The sequence below is a fragment of the Clostridiisalibacter paucivorans DSM 22131 genome (assembly GCF_000620125.1).
Lineage (GTDB): Bacteria > Bacillota > Clostridia > Tissierellales > Clostridiisalibacteraceae > Clostridiisalibacter > Clostridiisalibacter paucivorans.
This window is the reverse complement of the sequence record NZ_JHVL01000001.1, coordinates 79,778-100,874: the sequence shown is the minus strand read 5'-3', so window position 1 is coordinate 100,874 and position 21,097 is coordinate 79,778. Positions and strand designations below refer to the sequence as shown.

At 33.1% G+C, this 21,097-nt stretch carries 19 protein-coding genes; 16 read left to right on the top strand and 3 right to left on the bottom strand.

Going from position 1 to position 21,097, the window contains the following annotated elements; all coding sequences use genetic code 11:
* Positions 1-124: 124 nt before the first annotated feature.
* From Q326_RS0100400 to kamE, 16 genes are all read left to right on the top strand, one after another.
* Positions 125-340 carry a CLC_0170 family protein gene (locus tag Q326_RS0100400; RefSeq protein ID WP_026893569.1) on the top strand — a complete coding sequence of 72 codons (216 nt, stop codon included), beginning with the start codon at positions 125-127 and terminating at the stop codon, positions 338-340.
* Complete coding sequence (locus Q326_RS0100395; protein ID WP_051530994.1) at positions 340-1,836, top strand: spore germination protein; 1,497 nt, start codon at positions 340-342, stop codon at positions 1,834-1,836. Before Q326_RS0100400 ends, Q326_RS0100395 begins: the two co-directional genes overlap by 1 nt.
* A gap of 14 nt (positions 1,837-1,850) precedes the next feature.
* Positions 1,851-2,945, top strand: coding sequence for a GerAB/ArcD/ProY family transporter (locus tag Q326_RS0100390; protein WP_026893567.1), 1,095 nt, complete (start codon positions 1,851-1,853; stop codon positions 2,943-2,945).
* A 43-nt stretch (positions 2,946-2,988) separates the two neighbouring features.
* Complete coding sequence (locus Q326_RS0100385) at positions 2,989-4,131, top strand: Ger(x)C family spore germination protein (protein WP_245592038.1); 1,143 nt, start codon at positions 2,989-2,991, stop codon at positions 4,129-4,131.
* A gap of 248 nt (positions 4,132-4,379) precedes the next feature.
* On the top strand, positions 4,380-5,039 hold the full coding sequence (gene spoIIR, locus Q326_RS0100380) for a stage II sporulation protein R (RefSeq protein WP_026893565.1): 660 nt from the start codon (positions 4,380-4,382) through the stop codon (positions 5,037-5,039).
* 321 nt (positions 5,040-5,360) lie between these two features.
* The gene (gene sleB, locus Q326_RS0100375; RefSeq protein WP_026893564.1) at positions 5,361-6,023 is read left to right on the top strand and encodes a spore cortex-lytic enzyme; all 663 of its coding nucleotides are present in this window, start codon (positions 5,361-5,363) and stop codon (positions 6,021-6,023) included.
* A 12-nt stretch (positions 6,024-6,035) separates the two neighbouring features.
* Positions 6,036-7,400: a germination protein YpeB gene (gene ypeB, locus Q326_RS0100370; RefSeq protein ID WP_026893563.1), complete on the top strand. Its 1,365-nt coding sequence runs from the start codon at positions 6,036-6,038 to the stop codon at positions 7,398-7,400.
* A gap of 378 nt (positions 7,401-7,778) precedes the next feature.
* Entirely contained in the window at positions 7,779-8,585 is an 807-nt protein-coding gene (gene murI, locus Q326_RS0100365) for a glutamate racemase (RefSeq protein WP_026893562.1), read from the top strand.
* Between the two features lie 13 nt (positions 8,586-8,598).
* Positions 8,599-9,015, top strand: coding sequence for a YwiB family protein (locus tag Q326_RS0100360; protein WP_026893561.1), 417 nt, complete (start codon positions 8,599-8,601; stop codon positions 9,013-9,015).
* An 86-nt stretch (positions 9,016-9,101) separates the two neighbouring features.
* Positions 9,102-10,499: a sigma-54 interaction domain-containing protein gene (locus Q326_RS0100355; RefSeq protein ID WP_026893560.1), complete on the top strand. Its 1,398-nt coding sequence runs from the start codon at positions 9,102-9,104 to the stop codon at positions 10,497-10,499.
* 284 nt (positions 10,500-10,783) lie between these two features.
* Entirely contained in the window at positions 10,784-11,821 is a 1,038-nt protein-coding gene (gene kdd, locus Q326_RS0100345; RefSeq protein ID WP_034600654.1) for an L-erythro-3,5-diaminohexanoate dehydrogenase, read from the top strand.
* Positions 11,822-11,945: 124 nt separating this feature from the next.
* The gene (gene kamA / locus Q326_RS0100340) at positions 11,946-13,190 is read left to right on the top strand and encodes a lysine 2,3-aminomutase (protein WP_026893558.1); all 1,245 of its coding nucleotides are present in this window, start codon (positions 11,946-11,948) and stop codon (positions 13,188-13,190) included.
* A 170-nt stretch (positions 13,191-13,360) separates the two neighbouring features.
* Positions 13,361-14,386, top strand: coding sequence for a lysine 5,6-aminomutase reactivase subunit KamB (gene kamB / locus Q326_RS0100330; protein ID WP_026893557.1), 1,026 nt, complete (start codon positions 13,361-13,363; stop codon positions 14,384-14,386).
* Between the two features lie 25 nt (positions 14,387-14,411).
* Positions 14,412-16,046 (top strand): lysine 5,6-aminomutase reactivase ATPase KamC, encoded by a 1,635-nt coding sequence (gene kamC, locus Q326_RS0100325; protein ID WP_026893556.1) that lies wholly within the window; start codon positions 14,412-14,414, stop codon positions 16,044-16,046.
* Between the two features lie 14 nt (positions 16,047-16,060).
* Complete coding sequence (kamD, locus tag Q326_RS0100320; RefSeq protein WP_026893555.1) at positions 16,061-17,617, top strand: lysine 5,6-aminomutase subunit alpha; 1,557 nt, start codon at positions 16,061-16,063, stop codon at positions 17,615-17,617.
* Positions 17,617-18,372 carry a lysine 5,6-aminomutase subunit beta gene (gene kamE, locus Q326_RS0100315; RefSeq protein WP_026893554.1) on the top strand — a complete coding sequence of 252 codons (756 nt, stop codon included), beginning with the start codon at positions 17,617-17,619 and terminating at the stop codon, positions 18,370-18,372. The genes kamD and kamE overlap by 1 nt, the downstream gene beginning before the upstream one ends.
* Positions 18,373-18,428: 56 nt before the next feature.
* Here kamE and Q326_RS0100310 read toward each other — a convergent pair whose 3' ends face one another.
* The 3 genes from Q326_RS0100310 to Q326_RS0100300 form a co-directional block, all read right to left on the bottom strand.
* A complete protein-coding gene (locus Q326_RS0100310; protein WP_026893553.1) occupies positions 18,429-19,010 on the bottom strand; it encodes an S-layer homology domain-containing protein in 582 nt (193 codons plus the stop codon).
* A gap of 61 nt (positions 19,011-19,071) precedes the next feature.
* A complete protein-coding gene (locus Q326_RS0100305) occupies positions 19,072-20,142 on the bottom strand; it encodes an S-layer homology domain-containing protein (protein ID WP_026893552.1) in 1,071 nt (356 codons plus the stop codon).
* 21 nt (positions 20,143-20,163) lie between these two features.
* Positions 20,164-21,093, bottom strand: a complete 930-nt coding sequence (locus tag Q326_RS0100300; RefSeq protein WP_026893551.1) for a carboxypeptidase regulatory-like domain-containing protein — start codon at positions 21,091-21,093, stop codon at positions 20,164-20,166.
* Between the last annotated feature and the right edge of the window lie 4 nt (positions 21,094-21,097).

Here is a 21,097-nt window from a genome sequence, read left to right as displayed (position 1 = left end):
AGTTTATCGGCCAGATTTTGGCCGTTTTTTTATTATTTAAGTATAAATGATTGATTAATTTGGAAAGAATAAACAGTGATGTAAAAGTAAATATTAGTAATATGGTTTGAGGGTGGTAATTGACATGTTGATTAAAATAGATGAAATTAAAAGCATATTAAATCCCTATTTTTTAGTTTTTATATTTTCAGTGGGAATTTTCACTTGGATAGTAGATGTTGCTAAATTAAAAAAATCGGGATTTAAAAGAGATACAAAAATAGCAAGATATATATCATTAGGATATATTATTATGGCTCCTGCAATTTATATATTGCTATTTATACTAGGAGGAGAATAATGTCAAAAACATTGTTGTCTAAAAATATAGAAAATAATCTAAAAAATATAAAGGACAGATTAAAAGACTGTGATGATGTAATATATAGAGAATTTTTAGTAGGGGAAAGACAGACTAAAAAATTTGTCCTAATATATGTTGATGGCCTCATAGATAAAGATATTATAAGTGATTATGTGATGGAGTCTTTAATGCATCAAGCTAGAGAATTGCCCCCTAGTCCAGCTACTATAAAGAGTAGTATTTATGATTTAGCAAAAAACAGAAATATAGCTGTGCCTGAAATAAAAGAGTTTGATGATATAGATAATACTATAGAAAATATCTTGATAGGGGAAACAGTATTACTCATAGATCAAATTAAAAAGTCTATGGTTATATCTTCAAGGGGATGGCCTATAAGGGGGATAACAGAACCCCAATCAGAAACAGTGATAAAGGGACCAAGAGATGGATTTGTAGAGACAGCAAAGGTAAATACTACATTGATAAGAAGAAGGTTTAGAGATGCTAAATTGAAAGTAAAATATATGCAATTGGGGGAGAGGTCAAAAACTGATATAGCTTTAATGTATATTGAGGATATAGTAGATAATGAAGTGTTAAAGGAGGTAAAAGATAGGCTAACCAGCATGAAAATTGATGCTGTCCTTGAAAGCTCCTATGTGGAGCAGATGATAGAAGATAGCTGGGTTTCTCCATTTCCTCAAGTTGAGGTAACAGAAAGGCCTGATTCAGTAGCTGCATCATTAACGGAGGGGAGAATAGCCATAGTTGTTGATAATACTCCTACAGTATTAATAGTGCCTGCCACATTGAGTATGTTACTACAGTCATCAGAGGATTATTATTTTAGATGGGTGGTATCTTCTGCTGTGAGGATATTAAGATATATTGCAATACCTATTTCCTTACTATTACCCTCATTATATATAGCCATTACATCATTTCACCCTGGAATGCTTCCGACACAATTGGCTCTATATGTAGCGGCTACTAGGACTGGTGTACCATTTCCTGCATTTATAGAGGCGTTAATTATGGAAGCTACTATAGAACTTTTGAGAGAGGCAGGAACTAGAGTGTCAGGGCCCATAGGCACCACCATAAGTATAGTAGGGGGTCTTGTAATAGGTCAGGCAGCAGTTGAAGCAGGGATAGTAAGTCCATTGACCATAATAGTGGTGGCATTGACCACTATAGCTTCTTTTTCGTTACCTAGTTATAGTTTTTCATCGGGTTTTAGGGTACTCAGATTTCCCATTATGCTCTTATCATCTGTATTGGGACTTTATGGTATAACATTAGGTGTAATAATTATAATAAGTCATTTAGCAGGGCTCAAAAGTTTTGGAGTACCTTATTTAGCACCTTATTCCAGTATGTTTTTTATGAAGGATGAATTAAAGGATACAGTAATAAGACCTCCTTTGATATTTATGAGAAAGAGGCCAAAGTTTTTCAATATAAAGGATAGAACTAGGATTAAAAAATAGAAAGGACAATACTTATGATTGGGAAGGATAATATAACAAAGGGACAAAATGCTGCTATAATGGTTGGATTGACATTAGGGGTAGGGATATTATCTTTGCCTAGTAACTTAATAAATAAGGTTGGAAAAGATGGTTGGATATTGATTATTTTAGGTGGAATAATGACATCTATTATGGTAGTGGTGTTGACTAAATTGAATAATATGTATAGGGGAGAAGATATAAATCAATATGCAGTTCATATATTGAAAAAACCCTTGGGTAAAATAATATCTATAATATATATTTTATACTATTTAGGATTACTGGCATTTGTTATGCGGATATTTGCAGAAGTTACTGAGATGTTTTTATTAATAAATACGCCTACAGAATTTATAATTATAACTATGCTTTTGGCTACATCGTATATAGCCCGTATGGGTATAGAGCCCATAGGAAGAATAGTGCAGATAATCATACCCATAGTAGTAATTCCCATATTTCTGTTACTATTGACATTATTACCAGAGTTACATTTTGACAATATACTACCGATCTGTAGATGTGATTTCAAGGAGATACTATTTACGCTACCAACCATATTTTTTAGTTTCTTAGGATTTGAAATTATAGCTATAAATAATGGTTTTATGTTAAAGGAACAGCAGAGTATAAAAACTAATGTATATGCTGTTTTGACTATAACGGCTATATATATGTTTACATTTTTAATAACTATTATGAAATTTGGGGAAGAAAAATTAGATCATCTTTTATGGCCTTCATTGTCAATAATGAAGACCATAGATATACCTGGTGCTTTTATTGAAAATATAGAGGGAATAGTTATGTCGTTATGGATGCTGATGATATTTGCAACTGTAGCACCTGTACTATTTGCTGTTGCTTTTTCCTTTTCGAGGCTATTTAATTGCAAAAAATATGAGCACTATGTAATACCAGTACTGCCTGTAGTCTATATATTATCTTTAATGCCTGACAATTTAGCAGAGGCATATAATTATATGGATATGTTCTCCTATTATATAGGAGTTGCAGCTACTATAGTTATTCCTTTAAGTTTATTCATATTTGCAATAATGAAATTTAAAAGACAAAATCGATAATTATAAAGGATTTGCATGTAAGGAGAGAAGAGCTTTGGATAGAATGAAAATATATATTTTTATTTTGATTATTTGTATTGTATTTTTATCGGGATGTTGGGATAAGGTAGAGATAGATAAAAGGGCATTTATAACAGCGATAGGCATAGATAGTTATGAGATTGAGAAAGAAGAAGATAATCAAAATAAATTTAAAGATAGATACAATATAACATATGAGTATCCAAACTTAGATTATATAGGAAAGGATTCTTCAGGGCCTCCTCGTTTTACCATAAGCAGTACAGGAAACAATGTATACCAGATATCTAGACAATCAACTACTAGGACAGATAAAGTATTTACATTTAGTCATACAAAGGCCATTATATTTGGCAAAGATTTTTTAAATACAGAACTTTTTCAAAAGGTAATGGATACATTTGAAAGGGATCCAGTGATAAGTAAAAAGGCATATGTACTAATAGCCTCTGATAGTGCCCAAGAGATATTAGAGGCAGAATTGGAATCGGAACCTATCATAGGTGCATATATATCGGGAGCCATGGAAAGGATCCAGGTGAGTTCAAGATACAATAAAGAAACAACTGGAGATCTAGTTTCAAAACTTCACGAAACCAATGGCTGTGCAATTATACCTAGAATAACAAAACATGAAGATGAATTGAAGATAGCAGGATCGGGTGTAATAAAAGATTACAAATTTATTGGTTGGCTGGGTGAGATAGAAACTAGAGGGTTCATACTTTTAACAGATAAGGTGAAATATGATGAAATAACTGTAGTATACAAAGACTTATCAATACCATATGTACTTACTGGGACATCTATAAAGAAGCATGCCTATATTGATAAAAATGGGACTATACATTTTGTATTTGATTTAGTTACAGAGGGATATACTAAGGAATATATACTTGATAGTACAGAACATCTTTTAGAGAAAGAAGTGCTAGAAAATATAGAAAAAAAATTGGAAATAGAGATAGAGAAGCAAGCGCTGAAAACTATAAACAAACTTCAGCAGGTGTTCAATGTGGATGTAATAGGAGTGCAAGAATATTTGAGTAAATATGAACCAGATATATGGGATACAGTTAAAGAGCAATGGGAAACAGAATTTAAAAAAGTAAAAATAAGTGTAAAAGTTGATTCAAAGCTGAGAAGAACGGGATTAGCCAAATAAAAGGCAATATATATGCCTCCAATTCCTCTTCAATTTCCTTCATCTAGTTTTTTAGCAGAATTTATTAGTATTCTCTTAACTATATGTATTAATACTTTAAAGGTTGAGTTGGATACCTATATAATACATATAAATTTTCTATATGTTATAAAAAAATGTAATCTGGAGATAATAATGTATATAAGCACAATAGTTAGTAGGCAGTTCTCAGTAGCTATTAATTATATTTAAAACTAGGAGGGGACAATATGAAAAAGAGGATATTGACCATGCTATTGGTCATAATTATATTAACTCCCATAATTGGGTATGGGTATGCAAGGGATGTATTTAAGAACAGGGAAGAATATAAGGAGAAATTTATTAGATTTCATGTAATAGCAAATAGTGATTCTCCCGAGGATCAACAGCTGAAATTGAGGGTAAGAGATAAGATATTAGAAGAGATGGGAAAGAAATTCGAACATTCCAATTCCATAGATGAAACTAAAGAAATAGTAAAAGAAAATTTAGATAGAATAGAATACATAGCAAGAAAAGAAATAAAGGAAAATGGCAAAGATTATGATGTAGAAGCATCTATTGGATTATCGGATTTTCCCACAAAAAGGTATGGAGATTATACACTTCCAGCGGGAAAATATGAGGCAGTAAAAGTAATTATTGGAGAAGGTAATGGACAAAACTGGTGGTGTGTAATGTTTCCACCTCTATGCTTTATAGATACAAATAATGGATTGACAGGACATAAATCAGAAAAGGCGTTAAAAAAAGTATTGACCCAAGAAGAATACAATATGATTCTTACATCTAGACAGGAAGAAAAACCAATGAAATTAAAATTTAAAATAGTTGAGTTGTTTGAAAAAAACAAAAATGTATTACTAGGGGAAAAAAATAATCACTGATTTTAGTTCTTAGTTCTTAGCTCTTAGTTAGTAGTTGATGATGGAAATCCTATGGATTTCATTATATACAAAGAATAGTTAATAAGTGTGCAAATAAAAAATGGACTGTTGCCTGTCAATTTGAAAGGGGCAGTCCATTTTTTCATACTTGTTATAAAAAATTGTTTTATTATTTTCAATATTTACTTGACAGGGTGCAGTTTACTACTATTGGTCGTCTTATTTTCTTCGTATATCAATTATTTAAAAATAATCGTGAATAAATTTCACATATATTACAGAAAATACTTTTGACTATATAACACTTGAGGAGGTATCATCTTGAAAAAAAGAATCTTATTGATACTTATTATTATGGTGTTTATTCTATGCACAGCTGCAAATGCAGCACCTAGAATATTATACTGGGGTTCAACAGGCCAGCCAGTGAAGGATGTTCAATATAGATTGAGAGAATGGGGCTATTATGAAGGAGATGTAGACGGTATATATGGTTCTAGAACATATAGGGCAGTTAGGAGATTTCAAAGGAATAACAATCTTTCGGTAGATGGAATAGTGGGACCTAAAACTGCATCAGCTATAGGAATAAGGCTTGATAATGCAGGGTCTGTAGCTGCTTCTACATCTAGGGATGACAATGTCTATCTTTTAGGTAGAGCCATACATGGAGAGGCAAGAGGAGAGCCATATATAGGTAAGGTAGCAGTGGCTGCCGTTATATTAAATAGAGTGGATCATCCATCTTTTCCAAATAGCATAGCAGGTGTAATATATCAACCGGGGGCATTTACAGCTGTTAGTGATGGACAAATAAATTTAGCTCCAGATGATGAATCTTTAAGGGCAGCAAGGGATGCATTAAATGGATGGGACCCAAGTTATGGTTGCAGATATTACTGGAATCCTGCTACATCCACCAGTAAATGGATTTGGAGTAGAAAGGTCATTATAAAAATAGGCAAACATTGGTTTGGAAACTAAGGAGGTGTTACAGTGAAAAAGAGGAATATTATAATATCTTCATTTTTGGCATTTGCGATTTTGGCAACAGGAATTTGGGGATATACCCAATATAGAAAGGCAAGGACATATGAGATTATGTTGAATAATCAATATCAAAGGATGTTTTATGATATGAAAGATAATGTAGAAACAGTACAGACATCATTATCAAAGGCACTGTTGTCAGAATCAAAGGAGCAAAATGTATTATTATTGTCTCAAATATGGCAACAAGCATATTTTGCCAAGGATAAACTGGCCCAGCTTCCTGTAAAACATAGTGATCTAGCTAAAACTGAAAAATTTTTAAACCAAGTAGCTGACTATAGTTATGCATTATTACAGGACCATTTAGATGAAAATAATTTAGACAATAAACAACGACAATCTCTTTTCAAACTTCAAGACTATACTGCATATTTATCAGGAGAGCTTGAAGGTATACATCAAAAGGTATTGAAGGGTGATATAGATATTAGTTCATTGTCGGGAGAAAAAGATTTTAGGAAGGCCAATGAAAATATGATAAATACAAGATTGGCTAAATATGAAGAGGAACAACTTACTGAGTATCCAGAGCTCATATATGATGGGCCATTTTCGGACCAAGTATTAAATGTCAAGCCTAAGGGATTGGGAGATAAGGAGTTTACAGAGAAGGAAGCAGAAGAAGTAGCTAAAAAGTTTATAGGAGTAGAAAAAGTAGAAAAGATAACTGGGTTTGAACAAGGGGAAAATAGTGATGCCGCCAATATCAATGCCTATACCTTTAGTATAGTCCCTGAAAATAAAGACAAAGAATCGGCTATATACATAGGGATAAGTAAGATGGGAGGAAAGCCCATATGGATGGAAAACCCTAGGCCAGTAAAAGATAAAAAGCTGTCTGATAAGGACGCAGAAAAAAGTGCAAGAGATTTTCTTAAAGAAAAGGGATTTGAAGGTATGGAGCCCAATTATTCATTAAAGTATGATGGGTCAATATTATATAATTTTGCATATACCAAGGATGATGTAACCATATATACAGATTTAATAAAGGTGAAGATAGCGTTAGATAATGGAGAGATTATCGGATTCGATGCATCGAAATATCTAAAAAGCCACTATGAAAGAGAAATCGATACTCCTGAAATAACAAAAGAACAGGCAAGGGAAAGGGTAAGATATGATTTTGATATCTCAAAGACAAGACTTGCCATAATACCAGATAGGGGAAATAATGATTTGCTATGCTATGAATTTAGAGGTAAGTACAAGGGTCTAGACTTTATAGTATATATAAATGCCGCCACAGGTAAGGAAGAAAAAATATTGAAAATAATAAAGGACGAAAATGGAACATTGATGATATAGATATTAACTTTTTAATAAAGGTATAAATATCATAGAATGTAGTTAGTGGTTAATAGTTAATGTGAGAGTCTTATAGGGTCTCTACATTTAATTTAAACTACTAACTTTTTTTCTTCTCTTTGAATATATAGTATAATATAATATACTAAGTGAGTTGTTGGTTATTAGTTCTTAGCTCCTAGCTCTTAGTTCTTAGCTCTTAGTTGATGGTAGAAATCCTGCGGATTTCTTTATTGAACTACTAATCAATACTTATCAATACTTACTAGCTACAAACTACAAACTAAGAACCAAGAACCAAGAACCAAGAGCTAAGAGCTAAGAACTAAGAACTAAGAACTAAGAAAACTAATTACTAAATTCAAGGAGAGATTATGGATGGATGATAGACCTATTGGAGTGTTTGATTCAGGCATAGGAGGCCTTACGGTATTAAATGAGATAATGGAACAATTACCGGGAGAAGATATTATATATTTTGGAGATACAGCAAGGATACCTTATGGTACTAGATCTAAGGAGACGGTTATAAAGTATTCATTTCAATGCATAAAATTTTTACTGAGCAAAAATATAAAAGCTATAGTAATAGCATGTAATACTGCCAGTGCAATAGCGCTAAAGGAAGCTTCAAAACACTTCGATATCCCCATTATAGGAGTTATAGAACCGGGAGCCAATGCAGCTGTACTAACGTCTAAAAACAGAAAAATAGGGGTAATAGGAACTACAGGGACTATAAATAGTGAGTCTTATCAGAACACCATAAGAAAGGTGGATAAAAATACCGAAGTTATAGGGATTGCTTGTCCCTTATTTGTTCAGATAGTAGAAGAAGGATGGGAAGATACAGATGTTGCAATGTTGACATCGGAGAAATATCTGATGGAACTAAAGGAACATAATATAGATACCTTAGTGTTAGGATGTACCCATTATCCTATTTTAAGATATACATTGGCAAAAACCATGGGAAAAGGAGTAAATCTAGTAAATCCTGCCTACGAAACAGCTAAGGCTACTAAAGAAATGCTAAAGGATAAAAATTTATTAAGTGAAAGATTAAATACATCTAATTATAAGTATTATGTAAGTGATGACCCTGAAAAATTTAGAAGGATAGGTGGAAATATATTAAAAAGAGAAATTAGAGATATAAAAAAGGTGGATATAGAAAATATTTGAAAGGAGTAAATAGATGTGTGAAGTGAGGATAAAGATTAAAGGGAAACAAACAGATGAAAACGGAAAAGAAGATATTATAGAGCTATTGACAGAGGGGAAGTTTTACAAGAAAAGGGATATATATTATATAGTTTATGAAGAAACAGAAATTTCAGGGATGGAGGGGACAACGACAACTTTGAAAATAGAAGGAGATAAGGTTTCTATGAAAAGATTTGGTTCCAATACATCCGATATGGTATTTGAAAAAGGTAAGAGATTTAATACCTATTATATGACTCCCTATGGGAATTTAGATATGGAGATACTTACCAATAAAATGGCAATAGATATATCTGACACAGGTAAAGGCAATATAGAATTGGGATATAGAGTAAACATTTCAAATAGTATAGAGAGTAATAATGAATTATTAATAAATGTAATGTAGCATATGATATAATAAAAAGGGCACTTAAAAAAACAAGTGCCTAAAATTAAGCGGCTGTTGCCGAAAAACGGGCATTGGGGGGTGCAATGTTGAAAGATATATTTTTAAGAGAAAATATTTTTGAAATTTTGGATTATATAACAGAGGGGATACAGATAATAGACAATCAGGGGAGGATAGTCTATTTCAATAGGGCAGCACAGAGGATGGAAGATATTGATGGAGACAAGACTATAGGACGGCATATATTAGAGATATACCCATCTCTGTCATTTGAAACCAGTACTTTTTTATCAACTATACGTACAGGTAAGCCCATATTTGATGTGGAACAGACATTTAAGAATTATAAAGGAGATAAGATAGTAACGGTAAACTCCACTATACCAATAAAGTATAATGATAAGGTGAAGGGTGCCATAGAGATATCCAGGGATATAACCCAAGTGAAGGTATTGTCTGAAAAGATAGTAGATCTTCAGAGTGAGCTCTATGAAGGTAAACCAGGAAAGCGTGTTAAACAAAAGGGTACAGCAGATTATACATTTGTGGATATAGTGGGAGAAAGTAAAAAAATGTTGAGCTTAAAGTCTTTAGCATTGAAGGCATCTCAAATAGATTCTCCAGTACTGATATATGGAGAAACGGGAACAGGCAAGGAGTTATTTGTACAGTCTATTCACAACTCCAGTCCCAGAAGGCATAAGCCCTTTATAGCTCAAAACTGTGCTGCACTACCAGTTAATCTATTGGAGGGTATATTATTTGGAACTACTAAAGGTGGGTTTACAGGAGCAGAAGACAGATTGGGATTATTTGAATTGGCCAATAAAGGTACATTGTTTTTAGATGAGATAAATTCAATGCCTTTGGAGCTTCAAGCTAAGCTTTTAAGGGTACTTCAAGATGGAACAATTAGAAGGGTTGGTTCTGTAAAAACGGTAAATGTGGATGTCAGGATAATTACTGCCCTCAATATACCTCCAGAAAAGGCAATAGATGAGAAGATGATACGTAAAGACCTATACTATAGACTTAATGTAATAAACCTAAATATACCTCCTTTGAGAGAGAGAAAAGATGATATTTCTATACTTATAAAGTATTTTATAAAGAAATATAATGAACGTTTCAATAAAAATTTTAAACGGGTATCTAGACCAGTTATGAATAGATTTATTGAGTATTCATGGCCAGGTAATGTAAGAGAGTTACAGCATGTTATGGAAGGGATAATATCAATGTATGAAGGGGATGTAGTCATAGAAGAATTTCTACCCCAACAGTTTATTGATATGGAGACTGATAAAAAAGAAACAAAAGCTATAAGACCTTTAAATGAAGCAGTTGAAGAAGTAGAGAAGAGTATTATAATAGAAGCATTAAATAAGACGAACTGGAATATTACTAAAACTGGAGAGATTATAGACATACCTCGACAGACTTTACAGTACAAGATAAAAAAATATAAATTAAAAAGATAAATGTTTAACTTTGCCCAAAATTGGGCAGGAAAACATTTTCTATAGATATTTTTATAGCAATTTAATTGGGTATTTTCTATATAAAAACTTTTTTTAAAAAATATTTTTTAAAATTAAATGGCTATATTTCAAGGATATAGACGATAAATGACCATCGACAAAGATGGTTATTTTTTTATCAATAGAATTTTTTATAGATTTGGCATATTGGTTGCATAATAATATAGGTGAGATGATGAGGGAGTATGGAATAGAGAATAGAACAAAATTAGGAGGAATGTATAATGAAAAAAGGATGTGCTTTTGGAACACATAGAGTTATTGAACCTAAAGGAAAATTACCTCAACCAGCGACAAAAATTGACAACAACATGGACATTTATGATAATGAAATATTAATTAATGTTCAGACACTTAATATTGATTCGGCAAGTTTTACACAAATTAAGGAACAAGCCGGTGGAGATGTTGAGAAAATAAAAGAAATAATGAAGGGAATAGTAGCAGAAAGAGGAAAGCATCAAAACCCTGTTACTGGTTCAGGTGGAATGTTAATAGGTACTATAGAAAAAATAGGACCTGCAATGGAAGGAAAAACTGACCTTAAAGTTGGAGATAAAATAGCTACATTAGTATCTTTATCATTAACACCTCTTAGAATTGATGAGATCTTAGAAGTGAGAAAAGATATAGATCAAGTAGATATAAAAGGTAAAGCAATATTATTTGAAAGTGGAATATATGCAGTATTGCCAAATGATATTCCAGAAAACTTAGCATTATCAGTGCTTGACGTGGCAGGAGCACCAGCTCAAACTGCAAAATTAGTGAAACCAGGGGATACAGTAGTAATCATAGGTGGAACAGGTAAATCAGGAATGCTTTGTCTATATGAAGCTAAGAAGAGAGCTGGAGTTACAGGAAAAGTAATATGTCTAGGACATAGTGAAGATGCTATGAAGAGGGTTAGGTCAGCAAATCTTGCTGATATATATATACAAGCAGATGCTACTAATGCAGTAGAGGTTATGGAAAAGATTTCAGAGGCTACTAATGGAGAAATGGCAGACATAACTATTAACAATGTAAATGTATCAAATACTGAAATGGGTAGTATATTGGCTACAAAGGATGATGGTTTGGTATATTTCTTTAGTATGGCTACAAGCTTTACAAAGGCAGCATTGGGAGCAGAAGGAGTAGGAAAAGATGTAACTATGATAGTAGGAAATGGATATACTAAAGGACATGCTGAAATTTCTCTTCAAATATTAAGAGAATCAGAAACATTGAGAAAATTATATGAAGAATTATATGCATAGGGGTTAGTTACTGGCTAATAGTTACTAAGATTAGTTTAGCCATTTACTTTTATATAGGTCACTTAAATGTGACCTCAATAGGGAATAGTTAATAATTTATATAAAAAGAAAGGGGAATTATAAAATGGAAAAGTATTGGCAAAATATTGATTTATGGAAAGATGTGACGGAGGAACAATGGAATGATTGGCAATGGCAAGTTAAAAATAGAATAGTAGATGTTGAACAATTAAAGGAAATTATAAACATAACAGCCCAAGAAGAAAAAGATATAGCTGAAGTGCTTAAAAAGTTTAGAATGGGTATTACTCCATACTATGCAGCTCATATGGATAAGAGTGATCCCAACTGTCCTATAAGAATGCAAGCTGTACCAACAATAGCAGAAACTCATATAGGTAGTTCAGATATGGAAGACCCATTACATGAAGATACTGATTCACCAGTACCAGGATTAACTCACAGATATCCAGACAGGGTACTTCTTCTTATAACAGACCAATGCTCAATGTATTGTAGACATTGTACAAGAAGAAGATTTGCAGGACAAAAGGATAGTGGAGCTCCAAAGGATAGAGTGGATGCAGCAATAGAATACATTAGAAATACACCACAAGTAAGGGACGTACTTCTTTCAGGAGGAGACTGCTTATTAGTATCCGATGAAAGATTAGAATATATCATCAAGAAATTAAGAGAAATACCCCATGTAGAGATAGTAAGACTTGGAAGTAGAACACCAGTAGTTATGCCTCAAAGGATTACTGATAACTTAGTAAATATGCTTAAGAAGTACCATCCAGTTTGGTTAAATACTCATTTCAACCATCCAAAGGAAATTACTCCAGAAGCAAAGGCAGCTATAGCTAAACTTGCAGATGCTGGTATACCACTAGGTAACCAATCAGTATTGTTAAGAGGAGTTAATGACAGTGTTCAAACAATGAAAAAGTTAGTGCAAGAATTAGTAATGATAAGAGTTAGACCTTATTATATTTATCAATGTGACCTTTCAATGGGTATTGAGCATTTCAGAACTAAGGTTTCAAAGGGTATAGAAATTATGGAAGGTCTAAGGGGACATACATCAGGATATGCAGTACCAACATTTGTTGTTGATGCTCCTGGTGGAGGAGGAAAGACTCCAGTTATGCCAAACTATGTAATTTCTATGTCACCAGACAAAGTAATCCTTAGAAACTTTGAAGGTGTTATAACAACTTACACAGAGCCTCATTATGAAGAGACTAAAAAAGAGGACACAGAGGTTAGAACAGGGGTTGCAGGATTACTTCAAGGAAACGATGTTGCATTGGAGCCTACTAAATTAGAAAGAAATGAAAGAGCAGCAAAGAGAAATCAGAAATAGTTGGAAAGTTGGAAAGTTGGAAAGTTGGAAAGTTGGAAAGTTGGAAAGATAGAGGGATAGAGATAACAGGGGAAATGGAAGGAAGATAGTGGGGACTGTCTTCCTTCCGAAAAAAGTATTTAATTCAAAAGGGTTATTGGGAACAGGGAATCGAAAGGAGCCCTTAAGATATGTCTTTGATAGACTTGATAGACAAAAAATATAGGATAATTTCTATAGTAGGAATGGCCAAAAACGCAGGAAAAACTGTAACACTTAACCATATAATTCAAGAGGCCATATATAGGGATATAACTTTAGGGATTACATCTACGGGAAGGGATGGAGAATCCCAAGATGTGGTGACTAATACAGAAAAACCCACCATATATGTTATGGAGGGAACACTTATTGCTACCACTTCTGAATTTTTAGGTATGGGAGATGCCAAAGTAGAGATTATTGAGGTTACAGATTTTAGTACACCTTTGGGAAATATAGTTATTGGGCGAGTTAAAGAAGAGGGATATGTTCAAATAGCAGGACCTCAAACCAGCAGTGAAATAAAGCAAGTTTCTGAACGTATGTTAGAATTTGGTGCCAATATAATTATAGTAGACGGTTCACTAAACAGGGTTTCATCTGCTGCTCCATCTATTACAGAAGGTACTATATTGGCTACAGGGGCTACGGTGAGTAGAAATGTCAATAAGGTAATAGAAGAGACCATGCATAAAACTAATCTTTTCAGATTAGATGAGGTTAAAGATTCTGAGGTTAGATTAGAAATTGAAAAATGTATAGCGGACAAGAAGACTTGTTTGATAAAAGACAATATGGATGTAGAACAACTGGATATACGGACTGCGATAAATTGCGGAGATATAATTGCATCTCATATAGATGAAGATACTAGGTATATAGTAATACCTGGTTCCCTAGTTAAGAAGACTGTTGAAGACATTATAATGTACACTAGAAAGTATAAAGATGTAAAATTTGTAGTTGAGGATGGCACTAAGATATTTATAGATGCTAAAAGCTGGTTGAGATTTTCAAAACAGGGATTTAATGTAGAGGTGTTAAATGGGATAGATGTAATTGCTGTTACAATAAATCCCTATGCACCACAAGGATATTATTTTAATCCTAAGGAATTTTTAGATAAGATGGAGACTTATTTAAAAGATGTCCCTGTAATGGATGTCATGCTTTAATAATAATCTTTTGGTGGTGAATTCGATGCATGAATTTGTAGATGAGAGAACTATTGAAGGAATAGGGTTTGACTATGTATTGGATAGAATATCGGTAACGACACCCTATGGACAATATAAAAAGGATAATATGTCTCCTTTTATGCCTGGAGAAGAAGAAGAATTAAAAGAAGAATTAAATAAAATAGAAACCATAGTTAAACTTATACAAGAACATAGGCCTAGTTTTGTGAATTTGAAGACTTTATTTGCCCATATAAAGGATCTAAGAAAATCTATAAATAGGGCATCTGCGGGAGATGCCCTCACTGTGGTAGAATTATTTGAGATAAAGGCGTTTGTTTTTTTCCTTAGAGAAATATATATGACCATATCAGATATTGATTGGAATGTACCTGATGATATGGTGATTACACCTATTAAAGAGCTAGAAAAGTTGTTTGATCCCAAGGATAGTGGCATAAAGACATTTTATATATATGATGAATACTCAGATGAATTAAAAAATATACGAATGCGTAAATTAGAGCTAGGTAAAAAGATAAAGATAGAGAAGAAAAAGGCAAGAGATAAGGTCAAAGAGGACTTAAACTTAAATATTCGTCCCAATGGTGAAGTGGTTATTGCCAAAGATGAAAAGGAGCTTATAAAGACCATTGAAGATTACCCCCTATTAACATATAGCTCAGAAACATATATGAATATAAAGTTTAATCTAAAGTCCACAGAAGTAGTAAATGACCTTATAAGAGAGTTGGATTTGCTAAAAGAAGTTGAAGAAGAAGAAGAATACAAGGTTAGACAGATGTTATCTGAGGATGTAGCGTCATATAAAGATATAATATATAAAAATATGGAAGCCATAGGGACATTGGACTTAAATATAGCTAAGGCATATATGGCATTGGATATGGGAGGGGTTAAACCTACAATATCTAATGAACCCATAATAAGTTTTACCCAAGGTAGACATATAAAATTGGAAAGACATCTAATGGAAAAAAACAGAGAATATATACCTATAGATATGGGTCTTACCAAAGGTGTTACTTGTATAACAGGGGCAAATATGGGCGGAAAAAGTGTTACTTTGAAACTTATAGGGCTTATTATATCTATGGTGCAATATGGTCTGTTCGTACCATGTAGAGAAATAAGATGTGGACTATTTGAGTTTATATTTATTTCTATAGGAGACTTCCAAGATACGGATATGGGACTTAGTACTTTTGGAGGAGAAATAAAAGAAATACAAAAGGCATTATTAAGAAGTGATAAAAAGGGAATTATATTGATAGATGAATTAGCCAGTGGAACAAATCCGCAGGAAGGTTCCGCTATATCTAAAGCAATAGTAAATTATTTAATGAATAGAAATTGCATAGTGGTTATAACTACTCACTATGATAATATAGCCAATACTGAAGGGGTAAAACATCTTCAAGTTATAGGGTTGGAGAATGTTGATTATATAGACCTTGAAAGGGAATTAGAGGAACAGAAGGAATACGGTATAGACACCATTGCTAAATATATGGACTATAGACTAAAAGAGGTAAAGAGTAAGAGTCAAGTCCCTAGGGATGCATTAAATATAGCACGGCTAATGGGACTAGATGAAGATATAGTAGAAAGTGCCGAAGGAATATTACAGGAGTAAAAGGAGGTAAAATAATGAAAAGCAAACTTAATCTTGACCCAAAGGTCATAGAGAGTGCAAGAAATTCTGCTGCGAAAATTGCTGATGATGTACAAGAGTTTATAGATAGACATACTACAGTTACAGTAGAGAGAACAGTTGCAAGGTTATTGGGAATAGACAATGTAGATGAAATAGAGAGACCACTATCAAATGTTGTAGTAGACAATGTAAAAGAAGGTGGTGGATTAGGACTAGGGATTGCTTACTGGATAGGAAATGCTATGGTTCATACTGGAGATGATCCTCAAACTATAGCAGAAAAGGTATCTAGGGGAGAATTGGACTTAACAAAAATACCAGTTCAAGATGAACAAAAAATAAAGGAAAAGGTTGAAGAAATAGCTAAATCAACCGTTGAGACAATAAGAAAAAATAGGGAAAAAAGAGAAGAATATATAACTAATCTTGGAGAAGGTAAAAAACCTTACCTATATGTAATAGTTGCCACAGGAAATATATATGAAGATATTATTCAAGCTCAAGCAGCAGCAAGACAAGGTGCCGATATAATAGCTGTTATAAGAACTACAGCCCAAAGTTTACTTGATTATGTACCTTATGGTGCTACAACTGAAGGGTTTGGAGGAACTTATGCAACACAAGAAAACTTTAGACTTATGAGAAAGGCCCTTGATGAAGTGGGAGAGGAAGTAGGCAGATATATAAGATTATGTAACTACTGTTCAGGTCTTTGTATGCCAGAGATAGCAGCTATGGGAGCATTGGAAAGATTAGATGTTATGCTTAACGATGCCCTTTATGGAATACTATTTAGAGATATAAATATGCAAAGAACCCTTGTGGATCAATATTTCTCAAGGATAATAAATGGATATGGTGGAGTAATTATAAACACTGGAGAAGATAATTATCTAACAACATCCGATGCAGTTGAAGAGGCTCATACAGTATTGGCATCACAGCTTATGAATGAGCAATTTGCATTGAAGGCAGGACTTCCAGAGGAACAAATGGGACTTGGTCATGCATTTGAGATGGACCCAGGTATTGAAAATGGTTTCTTATTGGAATTAGCCCAAGCACAAATGGCAAAGGAAATATTCCCTGATGCACCATTAAAATATATGCCTCCAACTAAATTTATGACAGGGAATATATTTAAAGGACATTTACAAGATGCGTTGTTCAACCTTGTGTCAGTGACCACAGGTCAAACTATACAACTTTTAGGAATGCATACAGAGGCTATTCATACACCACATTTACAAGATAGAATGCTATCTATAGAAAATGCCCAATATATATTTAATAATGCTAGGGCATTGGGAGATGAGATAGAATTCAAAGAAGGAGGAATAATGCAGACTAGAGCTCAAGAGGTGCTTAAAAAGGCCGATGAGTTGCTTCATGAGATAGAGCAGGAAGGATTATTCCCAACTATAGAGAAGGGTAAATTTGCTGGAGTAAAGAGACCAAGAGATGGTGGCAAAGGTCTTGAAGGAGTATTGACTCAGGATGCTAAATACTACAATCCATTTGTAGAAATGATGCTTGGGGGTGAAAGATAATGTCTATAGAGAAAATAGATTTGACAAAGGTAAAACCCTATGGAGATACATTAAATGATGGTATGATGCAACTTTCTTTCACTTTGCCTGTACCCCATGGAGATGAGGCAGATGAAGCGGCAAGACAGTTAGCAAAGAAAATGGGATTAGAGGAACCCAATGTAGTTTATTCAGTAGATTTGGGTATAGGATATACATTCTTTGTAGTATATGGTCAGTGTCAACATACAGTAGATTATTCTAAGATAGAAGTGCCAAAGGTAGAAGTAGAATCTATGGATAAATATGGAGTAGAAGACTATATAAAAGAAAATATAAAAAGAGAAATAACTATATTAGGAGCCTGTACAGGAACCGATGCCCACACAGTAGGTATAGATGCCATAATGAATATGAAGGGTTTTGCAGGACATTATGGGCTTGAAAGATATAAGATGGTAAATGCTATAAATATGGGAAGTCAGGTGCCCAATGAAGAGCTAGTAGCTAAAGCCATAGAGACTAATGCAGATGCTATATTGGTATCACAAATAGTTACTCAGAAAAATGTTCATATACCAAATTTGACAGAATTAGTTGAGCTTCTTGAGGCAGAAGGCGTTAGAGATAAGATAATACTTGTATGTGGAGGTCCAAGACTTTCACATGAATTGGCCAAAGAATTAGGATACGATGCAGGATTTTCCACAGGAAGTTTTGCAAATGATGTAGCTACATTCATAGTTACAGAAATGGTAGAGAGAGGATTAGCTTAAGGCACTAAGTACTTTTATATATAAAAGAAGGAAGGGACTTACTCACCCTTCCTTTTTTAATATGCTTTATTTAACTTAACCAATAAACTATTATCAATAAATATAGACACATCTCCCCTTGTGGCGTTGGAGTTTACTGATATGGGCAAATCGCCATTTATACCTAATTCCACAGATTTTTTCACATAATTGATTGGCCATTGGTCTTCAGTATTAACTGATTCTTCATATCCCAATAGTCTTATTAATATGGTCAACACTTCACCGTAGGATATATTGTTTTGTGGTTTAAACGTACCATCGGGATATCCCTTTATAAGACCTTCCTTTACAGCTATATTGACATAAGGGGCAGACCAATGTGTGGCAGTTACATCTTCAAATTGGGAATCGGTTTTATACTGATCTACTAAATCATCCTTACCTATAAGTCTAGTCATCATTGTGGCAAATTCAGCTCTACTAATATTATTTTTAAGCTTCAATGTGCCATCATTATAACCTTTAATTATACCTAATTTTACTAATCGAGTGGCAGAATCCTGCTGTAACTTTTCTATGTTTGAGTCTTCTGCAAATGCGACAGTGCCTAATACTATTAAAAAAACTAGTAATAGAGATACAATTTTTTTGAACATATTCTCACCCCTTCCCATTAAATTATAACAGATAAAAGGGTGTGGAGATATTTCAATTGTTTTACAAAACATCTAATAAATTCACCAATATTTCACAACATTCCCCTCTAGTTATATGGTCTCGATATCTAAAACACCCATCGGCACATCCACCCATTATATCCATACAGGATACATTAGATATGGAATCTCTACACCAATGAGGAAAATTTTTCTCATCATTATAAAAAATATCCCCACTATTGTCCACAGGTATATCTTTAAATTCAAGGACCCTGTCTATAATCACTGCCATTTCTCCTTTGGAAACAGCTGATTTAGGTCTAAAACTATTATCAAGAAATCCCTTCATTATTCCCAATCGGTTAATGTATGTGATGTGATTATATGCCCAACTGGGTATTGAAGCTCTGTCTATAAAAACAGATTCACCTTTGCCGATAATATTGCCATCTAAGATTATTGCTAACATTTTACCCACTTGACTGCGGGTTACATATTCATCGGGATGAAAGCCACTATCATTAAAACCATGAACTATACCTAAAGATGACAAATCCAATATGTAGGGTTTTGCCCAATAGTTTTCCACATCATTATATAATAAAGGGTCTTTTATCCCCTCTTTATCCACAGATTGTATTTTATTATTGTGTTTTCTTTTATTTTTGTTAACAGTATTATGGGATTTATTAAAATGAAATTTTATATTACTTAGACTATGTTTTAGTGGATTTCCATCGATATCTAGAATGACACTCTTATCAACATCTAATTTTATATCTTGTTCTTTAATATCTTCAAATGGAATATGCCCTATATCTATATTAGAATTAAATGATGTATCTTGTCCTAGAAGTGTTATCGCCAATGTAATGGTATTTGTATCGTGATTTATTTTATTTCTTGCGATGAAATGGTCTTTATCTAGTATATCTGAATTAAGGATGACAGAATCGTTGTCAAATGATATATTCTTTCCATCATATTTTATAATCAATGCAAAGCCATATATATTTTCTATATCAGATATAGATATATGTACTAGATTTTCATTATCAGAGCTGTGGACAGGTATAGTGTTAAAAGATATTAGCAAAATTATCAATATAAAAATAATTTTTTTATTCATAAAAATTCCCCCAGAAAGAAATTAGTAATTAGTAATGGACCTATTTATAATTACAAGATCAGATACATCTATGATTCCATCATCATTGACATCGGCTTTACTGATATTTTCAGACCAATTATTATCATCTCTATCTATTTTATAGTAGCTTGCAGCTATTACTAAGTCGGCAAAGGTTATTATGCCATCACCGTTTAGATCTCCCAATGTATCTTTAACCATTTGTATAACTATATTTGTGTCCATATTATTCTCTATAGTAAATTCTTTGTATACATCCCTATAACCCTCAAGGGATATGTGTAGCATATATTGACCTTGGGCTAAATTTGGAATTTCAAAGGAGCCATTTTGGTTGGGAGTTGTAGAAGAAGTAATAGTATGATTTTTAAGGATATCTATATGTATTTGCTGTAAAATATGGGTATTGTCTATATTGATCTTTCCCAAAAGATTTCCACCTTTTGATACAGTATATGAAATTGGAACCGATGAAACTTTATTGCAAGAGAAATTACCATTATCGTCTTCGGTGATGATAACAGTGTTATTTTTCACTTTAAGTTCTCCATCACCTATATTATTGGCTTTGAATTTTAATTTACCTATGACCTTATCGCCCAATAAAGGGTCAGTATCACTGTTTAAACCAAATATAAATATGGGATTTACGTTCTTTTCATTTATCAATTTCTTAAAATCTGTGACATTAGATATATCTAAATCATAAGACAATAGAGTAAGTATATTTTGGTCAAAATCCAAATAGATTTCTCCACCTACCATACCCGATGGATTTACAACCTTTATATCTACTGTGAATTCCTTATCTATAGTTAAATTTTGAGAAGGAAAGAGGAGTTCCAGAGATATTTCCTCACAGTATCCATGTAGAGGAATTAAAAGGATACCAAAAATTACAATCATGACAAGTAATCTTTTAATATTCATACCA

What these genes read in the sequence shown, in the direction of transcription:
- Q326_RS0100400 (WP_026893569.1), top strand. Translation starts at nt 125, where the DNA reads ATGTTGATTAAAATAGATGAAATTAAAAGCATATTAAATCCCTATTTT.
- Q326_RS0100395 (WP_051530994.1), top strand. Translation starts at nt 340, where the DNA reads ATGTCAAAAACATTGTTGTCTAAAAATATAGAAAATAATCTAAAAAAT.
- Q326_RS0100390 (WP_026893567.1), top strand. Translation starts at nt 1,851, where the DNA reads ATGATTGGGAAGGATAATATAACAAAGGGACAAAATGCTGCTATAATG.
- Q326_RS0100385 (WP_245592038.1), top strand. Translation starts at nt 2,989, where the DNA reads ATGAAAATATATATTTTTATTTTGATTATTTGTATTGTATTTTTATCG.
- spoIIR (WP_026893565.1), top strand. Translation starts at nt 4,380, where the DNA reads ATGAAAAAGAGGATATTGACCATGCTATTGGTCATAATTATATTAACT.
- murI (WP_026893562.1), top strand. Translation starts at nt 7,779, where the DNA reads ATGGATGATAGACCTATTGGAGTGTTTGATTCAGGCATAGGAGGCCTT.
- Q326_RS0100360 (WP_026893561.1), top strand. Translation starts at nt 8,599, where the DNA reads ATGTGTGAAGTGAGGATAAAGATTAAAGGGAAACAAACAGATGAAAAC.
- Q326_RS0100355 (WP_026893560.1), top strand. Translation starts at nt 9,102, where the DNA reads ATGTTGAAAGATATATTTTTAAGAGAAAATATTTTTGAAATTTTGGAT.
- kdd (WP_034600654.1), top strand. Translation starts at nt 10,784, where the DNA reads ATGAAAAAAGGATGTGCTTTTGGAACACATAGAGTTATTGAACCTAAA.
- kamA (WP_026893558.1), top strand. Translation starts at nt 11,946, where the DNA reads ATGGAAAAGTATTGGCAAAATATTGATTTATGGAAAGATGTGACGGAG.
- kamB (WP_026893557.1), top strand. Translation starts at nt 13,361, where the DNA reads ATGTCTTTGATAGACTTGATAGACAAAAAATATAGGATAATTTCTATA.
- kamC (WP_026893556.1), top strand. Translation starts at nt 14,412, where the DNA reads ATGCATGAATTTGTAGATGAGAGAACTATTGAAGGAATAGGGTTTGAC.
- kamD (WP_026893555.1), top strand. Translation starts at nt 16,061, where the DNA reads ATGAAAAGCAAACTTAATCTTGACCCAAAGGTCATAGAGAGTGCAAGA.
- kamE (WP_026893554.1), top strand. Translation starts at nt 17,617, where the DNA reads ATGTCTATAGAGAAAATAGATTTGACAAAGGTAAAACCCTATGGAGAT.
- Q326_RS0100310 (WP_026893553.1), bottom strand. Translation starts at nt 19,010, where the DNA reads ATGTTCAAAAAAATTGTATCTCTATTACTAGTTTTTTTAATAGTATTA.
- Q326_RS0100305 (WP_026893552.1), bottom strand. Translation starts at nt 20,142, where the DNA reads ATGAATAAAAAAATTATTTTTATATTGATAATTTTGCTAATATCTTTT.
- Q326_RS0100300 (WP_026893551.1), bottom strand. Translation starts at nt 21,093, where the DNA reads ATGAATATTAAAAGATTACTTGTCATGATTGTAATTTTTGGTATCCTT.